Here is a 21,399-nt window from a genome sequence, read left to right as displayed (position 1 = left end):
AGGGCGCGTCTCCTCGATGCCCGTATGCCCGCGCTGGCCCGGTGCCTGACGCTCTTTCAGTATGTCCAGGCCGTCACCGAGGGGCCGGTGGCGCGGATCGACCAGGCCGGTTGCTACTCGGTGCCGACTCTGCGGGGTGAGGCGTTCTCCGTGCGTCCGGGCGGAGTCGCTCTTCGGCTCGACGGGGAGGCCGTCGACTCCGCGGTGCTCGTCCAGGACGAATCAGGCGGCGGGGCGGTCGAGTTGCGGCTCCTCGACCAGGGTGGGCGGACGGTGCATCGGGGGCGGCTGCTCTCCGAGGGAGACCGGCTGCTGGCGGGGCTCGTCGAGGGGGTCGGCTCGGCGGCTGGGGTGTCGAACGGGCTTCCTGAAGTGCCGGGTTGGGAGGACGGGGACCAACTCGCTCAGTTCGACGCGGTCTTGCGGGACGGTGGGGTCGAACGGCGAGTCGGGTTCCCTCGGTACCGGGGCGAGTGTCGGGAGGTCGACGCCGGCGTCGTACCCGCCGTCTTCGATCACCTGTGCTCCGTCGAACTGCCCATCGGGATCGGCGTGTTCGCGCCGGGTGTCATGCAGGCGTGCGCCGGTCCCGTGCACGTCACCGATGTGACCTCCGGGGGGCGTCTCTTCGCCGCCGTCGGCCAGGGTTCGGTGGAGTTCGACCTCACCGGCGTCCACACCTGCCGCCTCGTCCGCTCCTCCGCCGCGCACGGGCCGACCTCGGCGCTCGAACTCGACGACAGGGAAGGGCGTTGCGTCGCGGTGATCACTCAGTTCGGGATCGTGGGGGAGGCGGTGCACGAGGCTTGGGAGCATCTTGCGGCTTCGCTGCCGGGGAGTTGAGCCGACGCGGCGTCCTGAGGCGGCCGGCGGCCTGAGTCGGCGCGCCGGCGTCGCTCTCAGGGTTCGACCGCGATGACCGTCCCCGGTTCGGCCGCTCCGTAGAACCACTTGGCGTCGGTCGAGCCCAACGTCAGCCAGCCGTCGGCTGTTTCGTGGGTGGCGATGCCGTCGGTGCCGTAGGAGTCGGTCGCGCCGAGGTAGACGGGGCGGCGGTCGGCGTCGAGGAGTTCGACGGCGGCGGAGAGGACGGCGTTGTAGCGAGTGCCGTCGCTGCCGTTCGAGACGGTCAGGGTCTTGGCGCCGGGTTTCTGGGCGATGGTCAACGGGCCGTTGAGCTTGAGGGGTTGATCGAAGCCGGTGACCACTTTCATGACGCGGTCGCCGACGGTCAGGGTGTTCGCCTTGAGGTCGATCGTTCCGGCCGAGGGGAGGGCGGTGACGACCGAGGGCGAAAGGGTGGGAGTCGGCACTGCACTGGCGGCGGGCGGTGCGGCCGGGGAGTGGTCGCGGGGTGCCGGGGTTTCGGTGGCCCGGATCAGGCCGAAGGCGAGGAGGGCCACGGCAGCGGCCGTCGCGCTGAGGGCAACTGTCGTACGGCGACGGGCTCGTCGGGTCGCGCGGGCGCGGATCTCGGGGCCGGTGACGGTGGGCGGCGTCTCGCGAGCGGACGCCAACTCGTGCAGCGCGCGGGTGAGTTCATCCGACACGGCCGTTCTCCTTCCTGGCCGTACCGCTCCGCGCCTCGTCCTGCGCCTCGTCCACCACGAGGTGTTTCGCCAACGCCGCGCGGCCCCGGGAGAGTCTGGCCTTGACCGTGCCCACGGGCGCGCCCGTCTCGGAGGCTACCTGCTCGACGCTCAGGTCGCACAGGTGGTGCAGGACGATCGCCATCCGCTGGGGCGGCGGGAGTTGGCGCAGCGCGGCGACCAGCGCGGTCCGGTCGGGGTCGGGACCGGGTGCGGACTCGGGCGGCGGGGTCCGGCGCACCAGCTCCAGCCAGCGTCGCGCCCGGCGCCAGCGGCTGACCGCGAGCCGGATCGCGACCGTGCGTATCCACGCCTCCGGCGCCTCGTCGGCGAGGAAGTCCTTACGGCGGTTCCAGGCGCGTACGAACGCCTCCTGGACGACGTCCTGCGCCTCGCCGTGGTCCCCGGTGAACGCCGTGAGCTGGCCGATCAGCCGGGGGAACGCGGTCGCGTAGAACGCGTCGAACTCGTCCTCGGTCATGCCTCCGCCGGAAGTCTGGAATTGCCGTGCAACCTGACCGTCCTCGCCGTGCGTACAGGTCCCGTAGGTCGCGTACATCGAAACACAACCCAAGAGGAAGACGTCGCACACCAGTTCCGGGCTCCCTTCGCCCCCGCATCCAAGGACCGCCCAAGTGCCTTACTCACACGACGACTTCGCCGCGTACGTCCGATCGCACCGGAACCGGCTGGTCACGACCGCGTTCCTGCTGTGCCAGGAGCGCGGCGAGGCCGTGGAGTTGGTGCGCGACACACTGGCGAGAACCCACGTCCGCTGGCGGCGCATCCCCCGGGACGACATGGACTTCTATGTACGGCGGTTCCTCGTGAATCGGTATCTGCGGCGCCGACACAGCCTGCGGCGCGGCGAGTTGGCGCGGCTGTCCGCACGGCAGCGGGTGGTGCTCGTACTGCTGCACCGGGAGGGGCTCGGCGAGGTCGAGACGGCCCAGTTGCTCGGGTGTTCGGTCGGCGCGGTCAGGAGCCGTGCTCAGCGGGGGCTCGCGGTCTGCGGTGGGCGGGAACGGCTGCTTGAGGTCTTCGCGGAGGTGGCACGCCGGGACGGCGAGGACGTGCCACTGAGCGAGGCGGACGTCGTGCGGCGTGCGAGAGAGTTGCGGCGTCGGCGGATCGGGGTGGGGGTGGCGGGGTGTGCGCTGTTGCTCACTCCGCCGATGGTGTTCGTGGCCGGGCAGGTCGGGTTCGGGGGGTTCGGCGGGGTGAGTGCATCCGACCGGGCGGGGGCCCGGGTCGGTGGTGTCTCGCCGGGGCCGATACGGCTGGTCGCGCCCGGTGAACGCGTCGAGCCGGTACCGGGGTTGAAGGTGTGGCTGACCTCCGACGGCGAGCACTGGTCGACGCCTCAGGCTGCCGTCCCCGCGGGAAGTCCGCAGAACCAGCGGGCAGTTTGGGCGCGGGTTCAACTGCTGTACGACGGACGGTACTTCGTGGCCGGGCGGTACGAGGGGCTGTCCGCCGATCCGCGTCGGGTCGAGGTGTCCGTCGGCGGGGAGGTCCTCGTCGGGACGGTGCTGACGCTCGCGGGCGGGCCGGGGTGGGGGGTCTGGTACCTCCAGAAGCCTTTTGCGGCAGGTGAGTTGAAGGAGGCCATCGGTGGGGACGGGCTGGCGGTGACGGTGTACGACGCCGGTGGGCGAGCTGTCGCCCGGTCCGGTGGGGGTGGGTGAGGTGACGGGTGTGGCCGAGGAGGGGGTCGTACGGAGCGGGGAGGACTCCGTACAAGGGGGTGAGGAGGCCGTCCGAGGTGAAGAGGGGGCCGTGCGGAGTGGGGAGGGTCGGCGTCGGCACTCTCGGCGGCTCCGTATCCCGTTGCGTCGTCGGCTCCGCCGTACCCGGGGGCGCTGGCTGCGTCGACTCCTCGTGGCTGTCGGGGTGTTGATCGGCGTGTTGTGCGCGGCGGCCGTCGTCGCCTACCGGTTGACGGAGATTCCCGAGCCGCATCCCGACACCGTCACGCAGAGCACCGTCTTCACCGACGGCCGGGGTGCCTACCTGGGGCGGCGGGGGCCCGTCGACCGGCAGGAGGTGCCGTTGTCGCAGGTGCCGCGCTATGTGCAGGACGCGGTGATCGCCGCCGAGAACCGCTCCTTCCGTACGGACAAAGGGGTTTCACCGAAGGCGATCGCCCGGGCCGTGCTGGCGTCGGTGACCGGGGGCGAGCGGCAGGGCGGGTCGACCATCACGCAGCAGTACGTGAAGAACGCGCTGCTGACCCCGGAGCAGTCGATGTCGCGGAAGCTGCGCGAGGCGTTGATCGCGGTCAAGCTCGACCGCACCCGGTCCAAGGACGAGATCCTCGCCGGGTATCTCAACACCGTTTATTTCGGGCGGGGTTCAGCGGGCATCGAGGCCGCCGCGCGCAACTACTTCGGTGTCGGCACCCGTGATCTCACCGTCTCGCAGGGCGCCGCGCTGGCCGCGATCGTCAACATCCCCTCGTACTACGAGAAAGCGGGCTCCGACCCCCGGGTCACCGCGACGCTCCAGGACCGGTGGGAGTGGGTGCTCGACGCGATGGAGGCGGGCGGGTCGATCTCGGCCGCGCAGCGACAGGCGGCCGTCTTCCCGGCGTTCCGGTTCTATCCGCCGGGGACGACCGAGGGCCAGCGGCAGTACATGATCGACGTGGCGGCGAAGGAGGCCGCACGCCAACTCGGCATCTCGGCGGACGAATTGGCGCGGGGCGGCTACACCGTGCGGACCACCTTCGACCTCGCGCTCCAGGACTCCGCGACCGAGTCCGTGAAAGCCCTCAAGGGCCGCGACGGGACGCTGCTGCACACCGCCGTCGTGGCGATCCGGCCCGGGGACGGCGCGGTGCGGCTGCTTTACGGCGGCGCCGACTACGCCCGGCAGCCGTTCAACGACGCGGTCGACGGGGCCGTCGAGGCGGGTACGGCGCTGGAACCGTTCGCGGACGTTCAACTGGACGGCCCACTGCGGACGTTGAACCGCTCCGCCGCGCCGACCCCGCTGAAGCTGGCCTCCGCGTACGCGGCCGTCGCCGCCGGCGGTGTGTACGCCGCGCCCTACACGGTCGCCGAGATCACCCGGGGCGGGCAGAGGCTGTACACCGCGCGGCCCGAGACGCGGCGGGTGCTCGGGGAGAAGGAGGCGTTCGTGGTGAACGCCACGATGTACGGCCGGCCGCAGCTCGGGGAGGGCGCCGGGGAGGCGTACTTCACCGGTGGGGCGGGCGGCGGCATCACCCGGCGAACCGTCTGGTCCACCCGGATGTCCTCCGAACTCTCCCTGACCACCGTCCTGTTCGCGGACCGTCCCGGCAAGAAGAAGAACACGACCGTCCCCGCCCAACTGCCCAACTCCCCGGCACCGACCGAGGTCGCGCAGGGGGTGGTGGCGGAACTCTGGGGGTCGGCCGGGAGGGGTGTCCGCGACGCCCCCGAGTAGGGCGCGGCGGCTCACCGTGGGGGTGAGCCGCCGCGCCCGGCCGTGTCGACGGCTTCGCCTCGGGCCGGTCACGGGCTTCTGCCGTGACTCGCGCGGCCGTGAGTCAGCCGTCGTGGTTCACCAATGCAGCCGAAGGGTGGAGAGGCGGTCGAGGAGGAGGGTGGAGAGGGTGCGGTGGTCCTGGGCGGAGGGGTGCCAGTCGCAGGCGAGGAAGTCGAGGGGGGCGTCCCCGTAGTACCAGTGGTGGATGCGCGGGTCGCCTTGAGTACTACGGGTCCGGGTGATGCGTTCGACGGTCTCGCGGTAGGGGGCGGGGGTGGAGACCTGGGTGGAGCTGAGGAGGAGGTGCGGGTGGGGGCCGTAGCGGGCGCGGAGTTTGTCCAGAAAGCCGTGGTAAGCGGTTTCGTAGGCCGCGACCAGTTCCGCCTCCGTCGCCCAGGGCTCGCCGGGCTGGAGCGGGGTGGAGAAGTCGTTGATGCCGAGGCCGATGACGACGAGCTGGGGCCGCCAGGTGGGCGGACGCTGCCAGACGTCGCCGTCGACGTTGAGTAACGCCCGGTCGTAGTAGGTGCGGTAGTCCGTGCCGGGGCTGGTGCCGGCGTAGTTGCGGACCATGCCCCGGCCGGAGAAGGCGTTCAGCTGGTGGTCCGCGCCGAGCGCCCGCGCCGTCAGCGCGCCGAAGGAGAGATCGGCGTTCGAGTTCCGGTCGACGCCGCCCACCCCCGAGCAGTCCCGGGTGCCCGAGACATTGCCGTACCCGGCGGTGAAGGAGTCCCCGATGTACTCGATCTGCCGCCGCCGGGCACGCGGCGCGGACAGGATCGCACCCCCGCGCACAGGCAGGAAGCCGCCGAACTTGCCCACGCTCCAAGGACTTTCGGTCCGCTTGACCAGCCGCACGGTGTGTACGGCATCGGCGAGGCCGTCGACCCATGTGGTGGCCCGCCCCGGCGTCACCAGCGTTCTCACGGTCACGCCGTCGATCTGCACGTCGTAGTCGTTGACGGAGTCGTCGAGCACGACACCCACTCCGGTCCCGGCGAAGCGGGCCTCGAAGTGGACGCCGGGCCAGGTGAATTGGACGAACCCGTCGGCGGCCGGCGCCGTCCTGCCCACCGTGCGGTACCGGGCCGGTGCGGTGGTCGCGCGGGAGGCGGTGGCGCGGGACGGGGTGGCGACGGCGACCGTCAGGCCGGCCGCGACGGCACCGGTCACCAACGTGCGCCGGGATATGAGGTGTTGGGCTTCAGAAGGCATGAGGTCGTCCTCGGATGGCGAGTCGAGTGCGGGAGCGCTCCCACGTGGGCGCTGTTCAAGGTGGTCGCGCCACACCGGCCCGTCAACGCCTTCCGCGCATCATCCGCCAAGGTCGTCAACTGCCTTGACTGCAAGCCCTGTTGCTGTTCAGTCCCCCAGCCTCCACGACCGCACGTGCTCCCAACTCAGCGTCGTCCACCAACGGCCCGACCAGTCCTCGCTGCGGGTCCGGTAGAGGGCGACGGTGTCGCCGGGAAAGGCCGGCGGGAACGGGACGGGCAGGCCGAGGACGTACTGCTCGACCTCCTCGTACAACTCCGGCCGTACGTACATGTCGTGGGAGAGGAGGGAGAGGTGGGCGCGGAAGCGGGCCTCGTCGAAGGGGTGCGGGGCGGGGTTCGGGGCGGGTGTCTCCAGGGGGAGTACGGCGGCGTCGACGCGGGCCGCGAGGGCGGTGAAGGCGGTGTTGGGGGTGGTGCCGTCGGCGAGGTGGTGGACGTCGTACACGAGGCCCACGCCCATGCGGCGGACGCCCGCGTTGTGGACGGTGAACGCGGGGACGTCCGCCACTGCGGCGCTCACCGCGTCCACGATCAACTCCTCGGCGACGGGCAGGTGTCGGCTACCCACGAGGGTCGCGTGCGGCGGGAACGCGCCGGCCGAGACGAGCCCGTACTGCGCACGCAGTTGGGCGGTCACGGTGGTCACCGCGGCGCAGGTCGCGGGGTCGGGGCGGAGGTAGACGCCGTAGCGGTAGGGGTCGCCGGGGGCCTGGGCGAATCGGTCCGTGTCGGTCACTGTCCGGCCTGCTTCCGGTAGTCCTGGATCTTCTGACTGGCTTGTTCCTCGGCCGACTTGAGCGCGCTGTCCAGCGGGACCTGTCCGCTGAACGCCCGCTGCATCTGCTGTACGACGACGTCGCGCACGCCCGACATGGCTCCCGTGAGGCAGCCCGAAGTCGCGGTGTTCGCCGGGGTGTCGGCGAACTGCCGGGCGAGGGCGGCGTATTGCCTGTGTCCGGCGAGGAACCGCTTCCACGTCGGGGAGTTGTCGACGTCGGTGTTGATCGGCGCGTACCCGGAGGCCGTCGCGAACCGCTCCTGCGCGGGTGCGGAGGCCAGATAGCTGATGAGCTTCCAACTCGCCACCTGCTCGGCCGTGTTGTGGCCGGCCCGGTCCACCCACATCGCGGCGCCGCCGATGAGCGCGCCGGAGGTCGACGCCGGTCCCGACACCGGGTAGGGCAGTGCGGTGTAGTCCTTCATGCCGGCTGCGGCGAGGGCGCCGATGGCTCCGCTGGAGTTGAGCATCATGGCCGTCTTGCCCGCGGCGAAGGCGGTGACCGCCGCGTTCCCGTCGGTGCCGGTGTCGAGGGCGACGCCGTCGGTGTAGAGCTTCGCCATGGTGCCGATCGCGGCCCGCTGCGCCCCGCTCGTCAGGCTCGACGCCGTGGCCCCGGAGGCGCCCCGGCCGTTGTCCGGCGCGCAGTACGCCACCCCGGCTCCGGCGGTGAGCTGCTCGAACCACCAGCCGTCGAAGGGCTGGTCGATGCCCTTCACGCCGGGGAGCCGGTCGTGCACCTGGCGGGCCGCGGCGGCAACTCCGTGCAGTGTGCCGAGAGTTGTGCGGTCGACGCCCGCACGGTCGAGCAGCTTGTCGTCGACGTACAGCATCGGCATCGAGGTGTTGAGCGGGACGGCGAGCAGTTGGCCGTCCGCCGTGTAGTAACTCCGCGCTGCTGGACGGAGTTTGGTGAGGTCGAGGTCGCCGGGGTTGGCGGCGGCCATGGCCTGGGCGGAGACCGTCCGGCCGGCGTCGCGCAGATAGCCGGTGGTGATGTCGTTGGAGATCATCACGCTCGGTGTCCCGCCGCCTCGTACGGCCGAGGTGTACTTCGCGAGGGCGTCGGCGTAACTCCCCTGGAAGGACGCCTTGACGGTGATCCTCCCGGTGTTGGCGCGGTTGAAGGCGTCGATCTCGGCCTGGAGCGCCTTGCCCGCGGGGCCGCCGAGGCCGTGCCAGAGGGTCACGGTGACCGGTGCCGTCGCCTTCGCCAGCGCCGAGGGGCCGGGCGCCGCCGCGTCGGCCGCCTTGCCGGTGCCGGTTCCGCCGCAGGCGGTGAGGGTGAGGCCGGCCGCGATCAGGCAGGCGGCCGGTGTGTACGGGCGTCTGGGCATGGGAGTTCCTTCTGCTGTAGGGGAGTTGGGAGTCGCGCTCACGTGGTGGGCCCGCTCTGCGGTGGCCTGCTCACGCCGCGGGCCTGCTCACGTCACGGCCCCGTTCGTTCATGTGAGCCCTGCTCATGTGGTGACCCGCGAGGCGAGACCCCGGACCAGGAACCGCTGTCCGAACAGGACGAGCAGCAGAGTCGGCAGGAGCACGACGAGCGTCCCGGCGTAGATCACGGCCGGAGAAGCCGCCTGGTCGACGACGAGCTGCGCCAACCCGACCTGCACTGTGCGCCGTTGAGGCGAGTCGGTGATCAACAGAGGCCAGAAGTAACCGTTCCAGGCGGACAGCGCGCACCACATCGCCGCCGTCACCAACTGGGGCCGCACCATGGGCAGTACGACGTGCAGTAGAGCCCGCAGTTCGCCGCAGCCGTCGAGCCGGGCGGCCTCCCACACCTCCCTCGGCAGTGCGAGGAACGCCTGGCGCAGCAGGAACACGGCGTAACCGGCGGTGAGATAGGGGAGGGTGACGCCGAGGAGCGTGTCCCGCAGCCCCAGCCCGTCCACCGTCTCGTAGTTGGGGATGACCAGGCTCTCCCCGGGGAACGCGAGCGTCGCCAGCACCAGCGCGAAGACCAGGCTCCGGCCTCTCCAGCGCGGGAACACCAGCGCGTACGCCGCCAGCGCCGCGGTGCCGAGCTGGGCCGCCGACTGAAGTGCCGTGACGCTCACGCTGACCAGGTACTGGCGGGTCAACGGCGCCGAGTCCAGGGCCTTTTCGAAGTTGGCGAGGGTCAGCCTGTGCGGGATCAGACGGCCGGCCCCGACGTCCGCCTGCGGCATGAGGGCGGTGACGACGGTGACGTACACGGGGAACGCGACGGCGGCGACGATCGCGGTGAGCCACAACCAGCGCGCCAGCGAGCTGAGCTGATGGCGCGTCATGTCCATCTCCGCAACACCCTGAACTGGACGGCTGTGATGGCGAGGACCAGGAGCAGGAGGACGACCGCGAGGGTCGACGCCGAGCCGACCTGGGGCAGCGCGTCGCCGAACGCTCGCCGGTACAGCTCGTACACCAGCGTCGACGTGGCCCCGGCCGGGCCGCCCCGGGTGAGGACCTGGACCTGCGTGAACACCTGGAGACCGCTGATCGTCTGTGTGACCAGCAGGAACACCAGGCTGGGGCGCAGCATCGGGACGATCACCGAGCGCGCCAGCCGCAGTCCCGACGCGCCGTCCAGTGCCGCCGCCTCGATGACCTGCTGGTCGAGTTGGGACAGGGCGGCCAGCAACACGAGGAAGGCGAAGCCGAATTCGTACCAGGCCGTGGCCACCGAGATCGATATCACCGCCCAGAACGGGGAGTTGAGCCACTGCGGGCCGGTGATGCCGATGTTCGCGAGCACTTCGTTCAGGGTGCCGACCGCCGGTGCCAACAGGCCCGCGAAGACCGCCGACGCCGCTGCCGCGGAGTACGCGAACGGCAGGGAGAGCAGCACGGACGCCACCGCCCTCGGTTTCGCCGCCGCGCGCCGCAGGGGGAGCGCCGCCGCGAGCGCGCCGCCCACGGCCAGGACGACGCTCAGCCCCGCGATCGCCGCCGTCGCCAGCAGGGCCCGCCTCAGGTCGGGGTCGGTGAGCAGTTCGGTGTAGTGCTCCAGGCCGACGAAGACCGTCGGTTCACCGAGGAGGTCGCTGTCGTACAGGCTCAGCACGACGCCTCGGGCCACCGGCCAGTACGCGAAGACCAGCAGGAGGAGCAGGCAGGGGAGGGCCATGAGGGGGCCGGCCAGGGTGGCGGCTCGGGGGCGGGCGCGAGAGCGGGGAGGCGGGTGGAGTGGAACGTTCCCAACAGGCATGTGTGGAACGTTCCCATCGAGGTGGGGTCGAGGGCAGCGCCTTCTCGGTGAACAGTGGGCGAACTGGGGTGGAGGCGGGTCGGGGAGGCGAGCGGTTCAGTGAGCGGCCGGCCGGGCCGCCGGGCGGCTCAGCCCTGCCCCGCCCTCGGCACCCCTGTGCTCCCCCCTACGACCAGAGAGCCAGGCAGTGCCTGGTGATGGGCCGGTGGCCGCTCCCCGTCGAGGAGCTGGACGAGTGCGTCGACCGCCCTGCTGCCGATGAGGTCGATCGGCTGGCGCCAGTGGGTGAGGCCGATCAGGGGGGTCGCGAGGTCGCCGATCGCGTCGTAACCGGTTACAGAGAGTTCTCCGGGGACGTCGATCCCGCGCAGCCGGAGCTGTTCGAGGAGGGCGACGGCGTGGCGGTCGCTGGGGGCCATCACGGCGGTGATGCCGGGATGGCGCTGCACTTCGGCGACCCAGGCACCGGCGGTCTCGCGGTGCGCCCCCGGGATCTCCAGCACGCGGACGCCTCGTTCGAGCAGGCGGCGGGCCATGGCCTGGGTGCGGGGGCCCATCGTGACGGAGGTGCTGTGCGGGACGGTGACGACGGCGACCTCGCGGTGGCCGAGGTCGACGAGGTGGTCGGCGAGGGAGGCGCCGCCGTGCTCCTCGTCGCAGTAGACGCTGGTGATGCTCGGATGCGTCTCGGGCCGGCCGGCGACCACGGTCGGCAGGCGGGCGGCGAACGGGAGGATCTGCTCGCTCGGCAGCAGCCCGCTGCACACGATGAGCGCCTCGACGCGGAGCATCGCGAGCGTCTCCAACGCCCGGTACTCGTCGCTGACTTCGAACCGACCGGACCCGGTGGCGGTGACAACTCGGTAGCCGTGGAAGGCCGCTCGCTCCTGCATGGCGGTAAGGAGGTGGCCGTAGAAGGGAGTTGCCGCGTCACGGACGAACGCGCCGACGGTGTACGTCCGGTGCGCGACCATCGCGCGGGCGGAGGCGTTGACGACGTACCCGAGCTCCTGCGCGGCGAGGACCACGCGCTGCCGGGTCTCCTCCCCCACACTGCCGCGCCCCGAAACGACCCTGGAGACGACGGACTTGGAGACTCCGGCGAGTCTGGCCACGTCGATGATCGTCGGGTTGCGCGGCCGGTCAGCCATCGAGGACGCCTTCGCGGACGAGTACGTCGGTGGCGGCTTCCGCGCCGGTCCACACGTGCGCGCGCCAGCCGTGGGCGCGGGCCGCCTCGACGTTGACGGGGCGGTCGTCGAAGAAGACGACGTCGGACGGCGCCCTGCCGAACCGTTCGTCGGCGCCCCGGTAGACGTCCGGGTCCGGCTTCATGACACCGAGGTCGCAGGAGAAGACGAGCGTCTCGAACCGTCCGCTCCACCCGGCCCGCCGTACGGCCGCCGCGAGGGAGGCGGGTGCGTTGGAGAGCACCCCGAGGGGTGTTCCCCTACGGGCGATCCGGTCCAGGAGGTCCGCCGAGTCGTCCGCGAGCACCGCCCAGGCGGCCGTGTCGATGCGGTCCAGCCGCTCGATCCACTCCGCATCGAAGGTCCGCCCCAGCGCCTCGCCGATCAGACCCCAGTATTCGGTGGGGGTCCCTCCGAGGTCGTACGGGTCCCGGTGGGCCCAGTAGGGGACGGCGAACTCCTCCTCGGGGATGTCCAGGGCCTCGGCCAGCGCGGTCAGGGCCTGGCCGGAGGGGGCCAGGACGCCGCCGAGGTCCCAGACGACGAGGGGGGTGCGGGGGGACGGGGGAGAGCTTTGGGAACGTTCCACGTGCGGATGATAGCGGCCGTGGGGAAACGGGGGTGTCCTCAGGCCGACGTCTGCGGCCCCGTAGGCCCGTACAGCTGAGGTAGCTCTAGGACGCCTGCCAGAGCGTCAGGTCGGCCTTCACGAAACTGATCCCGCTCGACGGTGCGGCAGTCGACTTGATCTGGATCACGAGCAAGCCGATGTCTCCGGAGCGATGCTTGACGCAGATCTCGCTACCGACGGCCGCGGCAGCGAGCGGAAGGTCGCCACGGCTGGTGTCGGCCCGCCCGAGGAGCCGACGGCACATGTCGTACGTGCCGTCACCCGGCTTGCCGTAGACCAGCAACATCGCGCTGGTGTCGCTCTTCAGCGAGCAGGAGGTGTCGCCGCAGACGAGGCGGATGTCTCCCTTGCGGTCCTCCCGCTGCACGGGTTCCGTGAAGCTGATCGAGTTCTCCTCGCCTAGATCCAGCAGGGGATAGGGGTGCCCGAGGATCTGCGGCGGTACGGAGACAGAAGGCTCGACCTCTCCCACCGCCACACCATCGGCGGACTCCTCCGAGACAGCTTTGCCGGAAGCCGACGAGGAAGGGGAGGCGAAGGGCGAGTTCTCGCCCCGCTCCCGGTTCACCTCCATCACCTGCGCCCCCAGCCACATCAACGAGCCCAGCATCGGCAGGGCCATCAGTCCCCCGATGCCCGCGATCAGCCGCCTGCGACGCCGGTCGGCCCGTACTACCTCAGGGGGAGGCCCCCACCGTCTGGTCAGCGGCTGCGTGGGAACCACCTGGGGTACTGCGGGTACTACGGGTACTACGGGTACGGGGTCCGGCGCCGGCACCGGCGGCCCCACGACCTCACGCCATACCTCCGGTCCCCCGGAGGTATCAGCCTCCGGCCCCAGCTCGCGCCGGCACCAGGCGACGACCTCCGCCGGGGTGGCCCGCCGCTCCGGATCGGCTTCCAGGCAGCGCGCGAGGATCGGCCGGAGCTGTTCCGGCAGTACCGAGAGATCGGGCTCGGAGTTCACGATCCGGTACATCACGTTGAGCGCCGGACCGCCCCCGTACAGCGGTTCCCCCAGTGCGGCGAACGCCACGGTCTGGCCGAGCGAGAACACGTCGGTCGCCGGGGTGATCTCACCGGCGGACGCCTGCTCCGGGGCCATGAACTGGGGTGTGCCGATGGCGTCCCCCTGCGTGGTGTGCGCGGTGATGTCGAGGGCCGTGGAGATGCCGAAGTCGATGACCCGGGGGCCGTCGGAGGCGAGCAGGACGTTCGAGGGCTTCAAGTCCCGGTGCACGACGCCGACTTCGTGGATGGCCTCCAGCGCCTCGGCGACGCCCGCCATCAGCCACAGCACCGCCGACACCGGCAACGCCCCACGCCGGGCGACAAGTTCGGAGAGGGAGGGGCCGGGTACGTACAGCGTGGCCAGCCAGGGCGGCACGCCGTCCGCGTCGGCGTCGACCAACTCGGCGGTGTAGGCGCCCCGTACCCGCCGGGCCGCCTTCACCTCGCGGTGGAACCGCCGCCTGAACACCGGGTCGTCGGCCAGTTCCGGCCGTACGACCTTGACCGCGACGGCCCGGCCGCCCTGCGTGTACGACAGGTAGACGCGCCCCATGCCGCCGGCGCCGAGCCTCGCCACCAGCCGGTATCCACCCGCCACTTGAGGGTCGTCCCACTGGAGCGGCCGGAATCCCCCACCCTCGTTCCCCATCGTCGCCCATCCCCCCTGTGTTCGAACGATCAACAGGAGCCTAGACGGCGGGAGACGGCGACGGGGAACGGGGAACGCGCCGAACTCTTCGGTTCCGGCCGCAGCGCCGGCCTCTATCCCTCGGCCGCCGCCTCCCACTCCACCTTCAGCTCACCCCTGCGCCCGAAGCGCTCCAGATGGCTGCCCACCACGCCCTGCACGGTCACGACCATGACCTCGTCGGGGCCGGTCACCTCGATGAGGAGGTGGTCGTCGGCGGAGTGGAGCAGGGCGGAGGCCGTGTCGAAGACGAGGCGAAGGTCACCCTCGGGGGTCTCCTCCGTGGGGATCTTGCGGCCGAGATGGGAGGCGAGCTGCTTGGCGTAGCGGGCGGCGGTGGCGGTGGTGACGTGGGCGCGTGAAGTCGGCATGGGGGGCCTCCGGTATTACGGGTGGACCAGTAGGGGATCGGAGATTGATTTGAATCTTCAAACGACAACAGTAGATCTGTTTCAAACTTAAAACAACCCTGTACGGCTGAGGCCGGGGAAGGAGGGGGCTCCTTCCCCGGCCTCGACGCGCCGGCCGATCGCCCCTACGGGGTGACCGCGTCCGACGGCTTGTGGAGCTGCGGGACGAAGGCCAGCGCGTCCCAGGCGATCGCCGCGTCGCCCGTGCCGTCGGCCGTGGCCGAGCTCAGCGAGACGCTGGGGGTGCCGTGGAACTCGTACGACCCCAGGGAGAGCCAGGTGTTCCTGCCCCCGGTGTCCTGGGAGACGGTCTTCTCCAGGACCGTGCCGTCACCGAGGTCGATGCGGTAGGTCGCCGAGGGGGTGTCGGCCTGGTGGTCAGGCAGGTGGACCAGGACCTGGGCCCGACCCCTAAGGGTTCGGTCGGGGGTCCAGGTGCCGGTGACGACCGAGTCGGTGAAGGCGGGCACCCGGGTGTGGGTCAGCCAGAAGTGTCCGCCGAACCCGGCCCCCAGCTGGTGGAAGTCGATCTTCGAGGGGTAGACCGTGGCCCCGTTCTGCTCGGCCGATCCGAAGGTGAACGTCAGCGTGCCCCGGCTGACCCAATTCCGCTTCCCCGCGCAGGGGTTGGTGGAACCGACGCGGAACTTCACGGTGTTCGGGACGTCGTCGACGATCAGCGCGTTCGGGGGGAGGGTGGAGGTGCAGGCCGCCGGGTGGAGCGGGGTGACCGTCGGCTCCGGGTCGGTCGCCTCGTACTTGAGTACCTCGGTACCACAGGTCTGCGCGCAGTCGGTCCAGGTCACCGGCTCGTGCCACCAGCACTTGAAGTCGTCGCGCTGACAAGGTCCGACGGGCTGGGTGGAGCCCGGCACCTGGTGGGGCTTACCGGTGTCGCAGTCGTTGACGGCCGGTGCGCAGAACGTGTCGTGCGCGGGCTGGGCGTCCGGCGGGCTGCCGGTCGGCCAGGAGCCGACGGTGAACGCGGCGGCGGGCTTGCCGGTCCGCGGGTCGTTCTTCTGGAGGGAGTACGCCGCCCAGCCCATCACCCTTTCGGGGTAGGTCCACAGGTTGGGGGTACGGGAGTCCCCGTACCCCGAGGAGAGGAACATCTCGCGGTCCGCCGGGTAGAGCCCGTTGGCCGGGTTGTTGAACCAGCCGACGCCCCAGGGGGCCGCACTGTCCGTCGTACTCGGCTTGTTGAAGCCGCTGTTGTACGCCCAGAGCGCGAACCACCAGTTCTCCAGGTAGCGGGGGTCGCCGCCGTTGGCGAGTACGCCGTTGTCGTGGAGCTGGTTCCACTTGTCCTGGAGGATGCGCAGACCGGCCGCGATGTTCGCGGCGTAGTCGACGGTGATCGCCTTCCGCTGCTCGGGGGTGAAGGTCGTCGTGTCGGACTTCGCCATGCCGCTGGTGACCTGCGCGATGCCGTAACCGCAGTCCGCACCGGCCCAGTTGACGCTGTGGACGCTTCCGGCGTTGCCGTAGTAGCCGCCCTGGATGAAGTTGCCGCTCTCGCCCGCGGACGCCCGCGTCGTGGCCTGAGCCAGGTTGGACTCCTGGGCGAGGACGCCGAGCATGATCTGGGCCGGAACCCGTCCCCCGCCCTTGAGTTGAAGGGGCGGGAACATGCCCTGCGGGGTGTACGACGCGAGGTCGGTGCCGTTCCAGCCCTTGCGGCGCCGGACGTCGAGCCTGCCTTGGACGGCGAGGTCGGTGGCCCACTCGACCATGGCCGGGGAGGGCTGGAGGGGCTGGAGGTTCGGGTCGTTGCGCGTGACCGCGCAGGCACGGTCGGGGTCGGTGGTGGTGTGGGCGGGGTCGTCCGCAGGAGGCCGCACAGCGGACTCGGCCCCAGCCCCAGTCCCGGCCCCGGCCCCAGCCCCAGTCCCGACCCCGACCCCGGCCCCAGTCCCGCTCCCGCTCCCGCTCCCGCTCCCGACAGGTTCCGTACGGACACTGTCGGCGTGCACACCAGCACCCGCCCCCGCGCCGGCACCCGAACTCGCCGCACCAGCACCGGACTTACGGCCGCCGACCGCCGGCGACCGCGCCGATCCCTGCTCCGGCCGGAGCGCCTCGGGCCGCACCCGGAACACGAAGCCGGCCCCGCTGCCGGTGGCGAGGGCGTCGATGCCGACGGGCTGGGCGGTGCCCGCGTCCGGGACCGCGCCCGGCAGCCTGGCACCCGCCGCTTCCGTGCCGCTGCCGACGCCGGTGAGGGCGAGGGCGCCCGTGGTGGACACCTCGGCGGCAGCGGGTACGTCACTCAGGGCCCGCCAACTCTTCGGCAGATCAGCCCCGTTGAGCTTCTTCCGCGCGTCCTCACCGGTGACGAAGACGTGTCCGCCGGTTCCCCGGACGGCGAGGGTGCCGAGCGCGCCGGAACCGAGCAGCCGGTCGGCGCCGGTGGACGTCACCCGGCGGACCTGAACTGCCTTGTCTCCCGAGGGGACTTGGTAGGCGAGCCCGGTCTGCGCGTCGGGCACCAGCCGGAACGGCCGCCCGGCGGTCCTGGCGAGCGTACGGACGTCGCCCTTGCCGTCCACCGAGACGACGGAGTCGCCGGCCGAGGCCGCGATCCCGTCCGCGAAGGGCACGGCGGAGGTCAACTGCCCTGCCACGGTCTGCTGTCGGACGATCCTGCCGTGCCTGGCGTCGACGGTGAGCAGTTGGGTGTCGTCGCCCTTCGGCCTGGTCAGCACGGCTTGTTCGCCGTCGCCGCAGCCAGGGTTGAAGTAGGCGAGGGAGACCAGCTCCGGGAGCTTGGTCACTGCGCCGTCGGCAAGGTCGACCACGGCGGCGAACGCGCCTTCCTGGAAGCCCTGTTGGTCGTTGGCGGTCTGCCGGGGCGCGTAGACGACGACCGCCTTGTCGCCCGAACCCGTCACGCAGGTCTGCCCGATCCACTGGTCGGTGTCGATGCCGGGCTCGGAGAGGGTGGCGGCGGTGCGCCAGGCGTAGGCGTGCGCGGAGTCGGCGACGAGGACGTGGAGGCCGGTCGCGTCACCGTCGTAGGTGACCATCCGGTCGTCCGACTTCCGCCATCCCGAGGGGAGTTGGGAGGTGTCGGTGACCCGGTCGGAGGGTGTGGCGGCGCCGGACGACGAGGGGCTCGTCAGAGTCGCCGAGGCGAGCGGTGCGACGATCGCCGTGGCCAGCACGGACATCACGCCGGCCGCCGCTATTCGCCCCCGCCTGCTTTTCGGCACTCGCCAGCGGTGCCTTCCTCCGGTGTTTTCACGAAAGACGTGCAACTGGTTTTCCGTTTCCGTCCAGATGCGTCACGCATCGGCGAAGGTGTGGTGGCCGCGCAGCCCTGAGGCGGGGCCGAGGAAACGGAAGTTATCAGTCCTCTATGACCGGAACCGGGCCGGCGATTGCCTTACCGGGCGGTATCCACGAAACATCCACGCGCCGGAAAGAAGCCTTTTGGCATTCCCGAACAACCGTCCGGCAACCGCTTACCCGACGTTTCCGCGACGCAGCGCCAGGTAACCGGCGAGCAGCGCGGCGGCCGTCCACAGGCTGAGGACGAGCGTCCCCGTCCAGGGACCGTAGGCGCGTGGGAAGACCGGGTCGTCCGGCGAGCCGACGAAGTGGGTGATCAACAGGCCCGCCTGGTCGGGGAGATACTGCGCGACCGCGCGGATCTTCGGGATGTTCCCCGCCCCTTGGGAGCCGAGGAACAGGAACGGCAGGACGACGCCCATGGTCCGGGCGGGGGTGCGCAGCACGAAGGCGAGTCCCTGGGCGAGGAGGGAGATCAGGACCAGGTACAGCCAGGAGCCGATCAGGGTACGGATGCTGTCGGCCTCACCCAGCGCAGCTCCCCCTTCGCCGAAGGCGTGTTGGCCGAGGAAGAACGCCGCGACGACCGCGAGGCCGCCGACTGCCGCCGTGGGGAGGGCTGTTGCGAGGAGCTTGGCCGTGTAGAGGCGGGTCCGGTTCGGGGTGGCGGCGAGGGTGGCGTGGAGGGTGCCGGTGGCGTACTCGTCGGTGACGGTGAGGATCGCGAAGGCGGCCAGGGGGAGTTGGGCGAGTGTCAGTCCGTAGAAGCTCGCGAAGAGCGGGTCGGAGGGTCTGCTCGCGCCTACGAGAAGGGCCAGGCCGGCGGCGATCGCGGCTGCGGAGGCGGGCATCCAGAGGGTGGAGCGGACCGTGCGGATCTTCGTCCACTCGGAGTGGACCACGTTTTTCAGCAAGGTCCACCTCGGTAACGGACCGTGTTTTCGGTCAGCTTGAGAAATGCGTCTTCCAGCGAGGAACCGGATTCCGCGAACTCGCTCGTCGGGAGATCCGCGATGAGCCTTCCGCGTCCGATCACCACCAACTGGTCGGCCGTCAAAGCCGTTTCTCCCATCAGATGGCTGGAGACCAGAACAGTGCGTCCTTCGGCGGCCAGTGACGTCAGCAAGGCACGCAGCCACCGAATGCCCTCCGGATCAAGGCCGTTGAAAGGCTCGTCGAGCAGGAGAACAGGCGGGTCGCCCAGCAACGCGGCGGCGAGCCCCAGGCGTTGGGCCATGCCGAGGGAGAATTCTTTGACGCGTCTTCCGGCCGCAGGCAACAGACCGACCTGACGCAGGACTTGGGGCACCCGTGTATCGGGGATGGCGTTGCTGCGCGCCAGCCACGACAAGTGGTCGCGGGCCCGGCGGGCGCCGTGGAAGGCGGGCGGGCCCAGAACGGCGCCGACTTGGCGCAGCGGACACCTCAACGACGCATAGGGCCGCCCTTGGACAAGGGTCTCGCCGGAGTCGGGGCGGTCCAGGCCCAGGATCAGGCGCAACGTGGTGGACTTTCCGGCGCCGTTGGGGCCGAGGAAGCCGGTGACACGGCCTGGCCTGACGGTGAACGACAGCCGGTCCAGGGCGAGTTCGTCGCCGTAGCGTTTCGATAGGTCACAGACTTCGATCATGTGGCGAGGCTAGAAAGGCAGTTGGGAGCGGCGCAGTCCTCGAAAGAGGACTTCCCTGTCGTCTTTCGTGTCATGGCGGCCGGCCGAGCCGCCCCCGTACGCTGCCGGGCATGAGCCGGTTGCCCCTTGCCGCCCCGGTCGTGGTGGCCGTCGACAGTCTGGTGCTGGCGACCGGGTTCCGTGGGCCGATTCCCTTGTGGGGAGCGGTCGTCGGCTACGCGCTGGTGGTCGTGGCCGTGCTGGCGGTGGGCCGCCGTGGTCCGGTGGGCGGGTTCGTCGCGGCAGTGGCGCTGTTCTCGCTGCTACCGGGGGCGTATCTGTCGCTGCTGTGGACCGCCTACCGCGCGGGCCGGGCCCTGTCGTCACGCCGGGACATGGCGGTGACGGCGGGGGCGGCGGGCGCCGGCCTGGTGCTCGGAGCCGCTCTACGGGCCTCCGGTGCGGGGGAGTTGGCGCCGATGGCGACGACGGCCCTGGTGTTCGAGGCGATCCCGCTGATCGTCGGCCGCTATCTGACCCAGCACGAGCGCCTGGTCGCCGCCCTCTCCGACCACAACCGCCGGCTGCGCCACCACCAGCGGGTCCTCGCCGAGCACGAGCGCGTGCAGGAACGCCTGCGGGAGCGCCTGCGCATCGCCCGCGACATGCACGACTCCCTCGGCCAGCGCCTCAGCCTCGTCTCCGTCCAGGCGGCGGCCCTGGAGGTCACCCTGCCGCCGTCGCAGCGTGTGGCGGTGCGCCGGCTCGCCCGCTCGGCGCGTGGCGCGCTCGACGAGGTGTACGGGCTGATCGGCACGTTGCGCGGTGAACTGGAGCCGGAGAGCGTGCGGTTGGCGGAGGTCGAGGGGTTGGTGGAGGAGTTCCGGGCGGCCGGGGTGTGCGTGGGGTTCGTCGAGGACGGCGAGCCCGTGGCGCTGGCCCCGGCGACCTGGTGGGCGGTGTACCGGGTGGTGCAGGAGGGGCTGACCAACGCCGCGAAGCACGCGGCGGGGCGGGAGGTGGCCGTGCGGGTGGAGTGGCAGGGGGACAGCGTGCTGGTGCGGGTGGAGTCCTCGGGTCCCTCCGGAGGACTACGGGGGCTAGGGGAACTGGGAGAGCCCCAGAAGCCAGGGGAGCCACGGAGGCCGGGGGAGCCACGGAGGCCAGGGGAGCCCCAGGAGCTAGGGGACCTACGGGAGCCAGGGGAACTCTCCGCGGTACCGGAAGACACCCGGCCGGACAGCGGCGGGCACGGCCTCGTCGGCCTCGGCGAACGCGTCCGGCTGGCGGGCGGCCTGCTGGACCACGGCCCGCTGCGGGACGGCGCCGGATACCGGGTGCTGGCGATGCTCCCGGCGACCACCAAGCCGGAGGCTTCCACGCGCCCCACGCCGGACACCCCGATCCCGCCGGACACCCTGCACGCGCCGACCGCACCGACCACGCCGGACGCGCCCCCGGCAGAGCCCGCGCCGGCGTCGTACGAACGATGGGGCGCGGCCCGGAAGTTCGCGCTCATCGTCGCTCTCGTCCTGCTGCTGGTCCTCGTGCCCGGCAGCCTGCTGCTGGGGGTGCGCTGAGGTGATCAGGGTGCTGGTGGCGGACGACGAGCCGCTGATCACGGCGGGAATCCGGACGGTTCTGGAGTCGGCCGGCGACATGGTGGTGGTCGCCGAGGCGGCGGACGGCCGGGCGGCGCTGGACGGAGCGGCGGGGCACCGGGCCGACGTCGCGCTGGTCGACATCGACATGCCGGTGCTGGACGGTCTGGCGACCGTGGAGGAGCTCCGCCACCGGTCCCCTCATACCCGAGCGGTAGTACTCACGGCCTACGGGACGGAGCCGAACGTCCTGCGCGCCCTGCGGGCCGGTGCCGCGGGCTTCGTCCTCAAGAACTGCGCCCCCGACGAACTGATCCGGGCGGTACGGGCGGCCCACGCGGGCGACGCCTACCTCTCCCCCCAGGTGACCCGGCACGTCCTGGGCGCGCTGCCCGGACCGGCCCCCGAGGAGACGGCCCGCCGGGCGCGGGCCGCACACCACCTCACCCGCCTCACCCCGAGGGAGACCCAGGTACTGCACCTTCTGGCGGAGGGCCTGTCCAACGCGGGTATCGGCGGCCGGCTCCACATGAGCGAGACGACCATCAAGACGTACGTGAGCCGCGTCCTCACCAAGCTGGGCTGCGCGAACCGCGTCCAGGCGGCACTGCTCGCGAGGGACGCGGGAATCGCGGACCCGCCACACTGAACGACCGC

General features: G+C 71.3%; 19 protein-coding genes. 5 read left to right on the top strand and 14 right to left on the bottom strand.

Features of this window, described 5'->3' with window-relative positions:
- Positions 1-24: 24 nt before the first annotated feature.
- Positions 25-843 (top strand): hypothetical protein, encoded by an 819-nt coding sequence (locus ABZX85_RS37840; protein WP_355879421.1) that lies wholly within the window; start codon positions 25-27, stop codon positions 841-843.
- A gap of 56 nt (positions 844-899) precedes the next feature.
- On the opposite strand, the gene ABZX85_RS37835 is transcribed toward ABZX85_RS37840, so the two are convergent.
- On the bottom strand, positions 900-1,550 hold the full coding sequence (locus ABZX85_RS37835) for a hypothetical protein (RefSeq protein WP_355879418.1): 651 nt from the start codon (positions 1,548-1,550) through the stop codon (positions 900-902).
- Positions 1,540-2,070, bottom strand: a complete 531-nt coding sequence (locus tag ABZX85_RS37830; protein WP_355879415.1) for a SigE family RNA polymerase sigma factor — start codon at positions 2,068-2,070, stop codon at positions 1,540-1,542. Before ABZX85_RS37830 ends, ABZX85_RS37835 begins: the two co-directional genes overlap by 11 nt.
- Before the next feature lie 154 nt (positions 2,071-2,224).
- On the opposite strand from ABZX85_RS37830, the gene ABZX85_RS37825 reads away from it, so the two are divergent.
- Complete coding sequence (locus ABZX85_RS37825; RefSeq protein ID WP_355879412.1) at positions 2,225-3,277, top strand: sigma factor-like helix-turn-helix DNA-binding protein; 1,053 nt, start codon at positions 2,225-2,227, stop codon at positions 3,275-3,277.
- Between the two features lie 142 nt (positions 3,278-3,419).
- Complete coding sequence (locus tag ABZX85_RS37820; protein ID WP_355879409.1) at positions 3,420-5,021, top strand: transglycosylase domain-containing protein; 1,602 nt, start codon at positions 3,420-3,422, stop codon at positions 5,019-5,021.
- A 117-nt stretch (positions 5,022-5,138) separates the two neighbouring features.
- On the opposite strand, the gene ABZX85_RS37815 is transcribed toward ABZX85_RS37820, so the two are convergent.
- From ABZX85_RS37815 to ABZX85_RS37760, 12 genes are all read right to left on the bottom strand, one after another.
- Positions 5,139-6,278, bottom strand: coding sequence for an SGNH/GDSL hydrolase family protein (locus ABZX85_RS37815; protein ID WP_355879406.1), 1,140 nt, complete (start codon positions 6,276-6,278; stop codon positions 5,139-5,141).
- 147 nt (positions 6,279-6,425) lie between these two features.
- Positions 6,426-7,076 (bottom strand): 2'-5' RNA ligase family protein, encoded by a 651-nt coding sequence (locus tag ABZX85_RS37810; protein WP_355879403.1) that lies wholly within the window; start codon positions 7,074-7,076, stop codon positions 6,426-6,428.
- On the bottom strand, positions 7,073-8,455 hold the full coding sequence (locus ABZX85_RS37805) for an extracellular solute-binding protein (RefSeq protein WP_355879400.1): 1,383 nt from the start codon (positions 8,453-8,455) through the stop codon (positions 7,073-7,075). Before ABZX85_RS37805 ends, ABZX85_RS37810 begins: the two co-directional genes overlap by 4 nt.
- Before the next feature lie 123 nt (positions 8,456-8,578).
- The gene (locus tag ABZX85_RS37800) at positions 8,579-9,394 is read right to left on the bottom strand and encodes a carbohydrate ABC transporter permease (RefSeq protein ID WP_355879397.1); all 816 of its coding nucleotides are present in this window, start codon (positions 9,392-9,394) and stop codon (positions 8,579-8,581) included.
- Positions 9,391-10,230 (bottom strand): sugar ABC transporter permease, encoded by an 840-nt coding sequence (locus tag ABZX85_RS37795; protein WP_355879394.1) that lies wholly within the window; start codon positions 10,228-10,230, stop codon positions 9,391-9,393. Before ABZX85_RS37795 ends, ABZX85_RS37800 begins: the two co-directional genes overlap by 4 nt.
- 209 nt (positions 10,231-10,439) lie before the next feature.
- On the bottom strand, positions 10,440-11,462 hold the full coding sequence (locus ABZX85_RS37790; protein ID WP_355879391.1) for a LacI family DNA-binding transcriptional regulator: 1,023 nt from the start codon (positions 11,460-11,462) through the stop codon (positions 10,440-10,442).
- Complete coding sequence (locus ABZX85_RS37785) at positions 11,455-12,090, bottom strand: HAD family phosphatase (RefSeq protein WP_355879388.1); 636 nt, start codon at positions 12,088-12,090, stop codon at positions 11,455-11,457. Before ABZX85_RS37785 ends, ABZX85_RS37790 begins: the two co-directional genes overlap by 8 nt.
- Before the next feature lie 85 nt (positions 12,091-12,175).
- On the bottom strand, positions 12,176-13,792 hold the full coding sequence (locus tag ABZX85_RS37780; RefSeq protein WP_355879386.1) for a serine/threonine-protein kinase: 1,617 nt from the start codon (positions 13,790-13,792) through the stop codon (positions 12,176-12,178).
- Between the two features lie 113 nt (positions 13,793-13,905).
- Positions 13,906-14,202 (bottom strand): DUF2218 domain-containing protein, encoded by a 297-nt coding sequence (locus ABZX85_RS37775; RefSeq protein ID WP_355879383.1) that lies wholly within the window; start codon positions 14,200-14,202, stop codon positions 13,906-13,908.
- A gap of 164 nt (positions 14,203-14,366) precedes the next feature.
- Complete coding sequence (locus ABZX85_RS37770; protein ID WP_355879380.1) at positions 14,367-17,453, bottom strand: transglycosylase SLT domain-containing protein; 3,087 nt, start codon at positions 17,451-17,453, stop codon at positions 14,367-14,369.
- Positions 17,454-17,705: 252 nt separating this feature from the next.
- Complete coding sequence (locus ABZX85_RS37765; protein ID WP_355879377.1) at positions 17,706-18,446, bottom strand: ABC transporter permease; 741 nt, start codon at positions 18,444-18,446, stop codon at positions 17,706-17,708.
- Positions 18,440-19,162 (bottom strand): ATP-binding cassette domain-containing protein, encoded by a 723-nt coding sequence (locus ABZX85_RS37760; protein ID WP_355879374.1) that lies wholly within the window; start codon positions 19,160-19,162, stop codon positions 18,440-18,442. Before ABZX85_RS37760 ends, ABZX85_RS37765 begins: the two co-directional genes overlap by 7 nt.
- A 110-nt stretch (positions 19,163-19,272) precedes the next feature.
- Between ABZX85_RS37760 and ABZX85_RS37755 the strand changes: the two genes are divergently transcribed.
- Together ABZX85_RS37755 and ABZX85_RS37750 are read left to right on the top strand one after the other, a co-directional pair.
- Positions 19,273-20,721, top strand: a complete 1,449-nt coding sequence (locus tag ABZX85_RS37755) for a histidine kinase (RefSeq protein WP_355879371.1) — start codon at positions 19,273-19,275, stop codon at positions 20,719-20,721.
- A gap of 1 nt (position 20,722) precedes the next feature.
- Entirely contained in the window at positions 20,723-21,391 is a 669-nt protein-coding gene (locus tag ABZX85_RS37750) for a response regulator transcription factor (protein ID WP_355879368.1), read from the top strand.
- The last annotated feature ends 8 nt before the right edge of the window (positions 21,392-21,399 follow it).

Source organism: Streptomyces sp. NPDC004539 (assembly GCF_040610055.1).
GTDB lineage: Bacteria > Actinomycetota > Actinomycetes > Streptomycetales > Streptomycetaceae > Streptomyces.
This window is presented reverse-complemented; position numbering and strand designations above follow the sequence as displayed.

Bases quoted from the DNA above. Each gene is read 5' to 3' on its own strand.
- ABZX85_RS37840 (WP_355879421.1), top strand. From the start codon at position 25: ATGCCCGCGCTGGCCCGGTGCCTGACGCTCTTTCAGTATGTCCAGGCC.
- ABZX85_RS37830 (WP_355879415.1), bottom strand. From the start codon at position 2,070: ATGACCGAGGACGAGTTCGACGCGTTCTACGCGACCGCGTTCCCCCGG.
- ABZX85_RS37815 (WP_355879406.1), bottom strand. From the start codon at position 6,278: ATGCCTTCTGAAGCCCAACACCTCATATCCCGGCGCACGTTGGTGACC.
- ABZX85_RS37805 (WP_355879400.1), bottom strand. From the start codon at position 8,455: ATGCCCAGACGCCCGTACACACCGGCCGCCTGCCTGATCGCGGCCGGC.
- ABZX85_RS37800 (WP_355879397.1), bottom strand. From the start codon at position 9,394: ATGACGCGCCATCAGCTCAGCTCGCTGGCGCGCTGGTTGTGGCTCACC.
- ABZX85_RS37795 (WP_355879394.1), bottom strand. From the start codon at position 10,230: ATGGCCCTCCCCTGCCTGCTCCTCCTGCTGGTCTTCGCGTACTGGCCG.
- ABZX85_RS37790 (WP_355879391.1), bottom strand. From the start codon at position 11,462: ATGGCTGACCGGCCGCGCAACCCGACGATCATCGACGTGGCCAGACTC.
- ABZX85_RS37780 (WP_355879386.1), bottom strand. From the start codon at position 13,792: ATGGGGAACGAGGGTGGGGGATTCCGGCCGCTCCAGTGGGACGACCCT.
- ABZX85_RS37775 (WP_355879383.1), bottom strand. From the start codon at position 14,202: ATGCCGACTTCACGCGCCCACGTCACCACCGCCACCGCCGCCCGCTAC.
- ABZX85_RS37760 (WP_355879374.1), bottom strand. From the start codon at position 19,162: ATGATCGAAGTCTGTGACCTATCGAAACGCTACGGCGACGAACTCGCC.
- ABZX85_RS37755 (WP_355879371.1), top strand. From the start codon at position 19,273: ATGAGCCGGTTGCCCCTTGCCGCCCCGGTCGTGGTGGCCGTCGACAGT.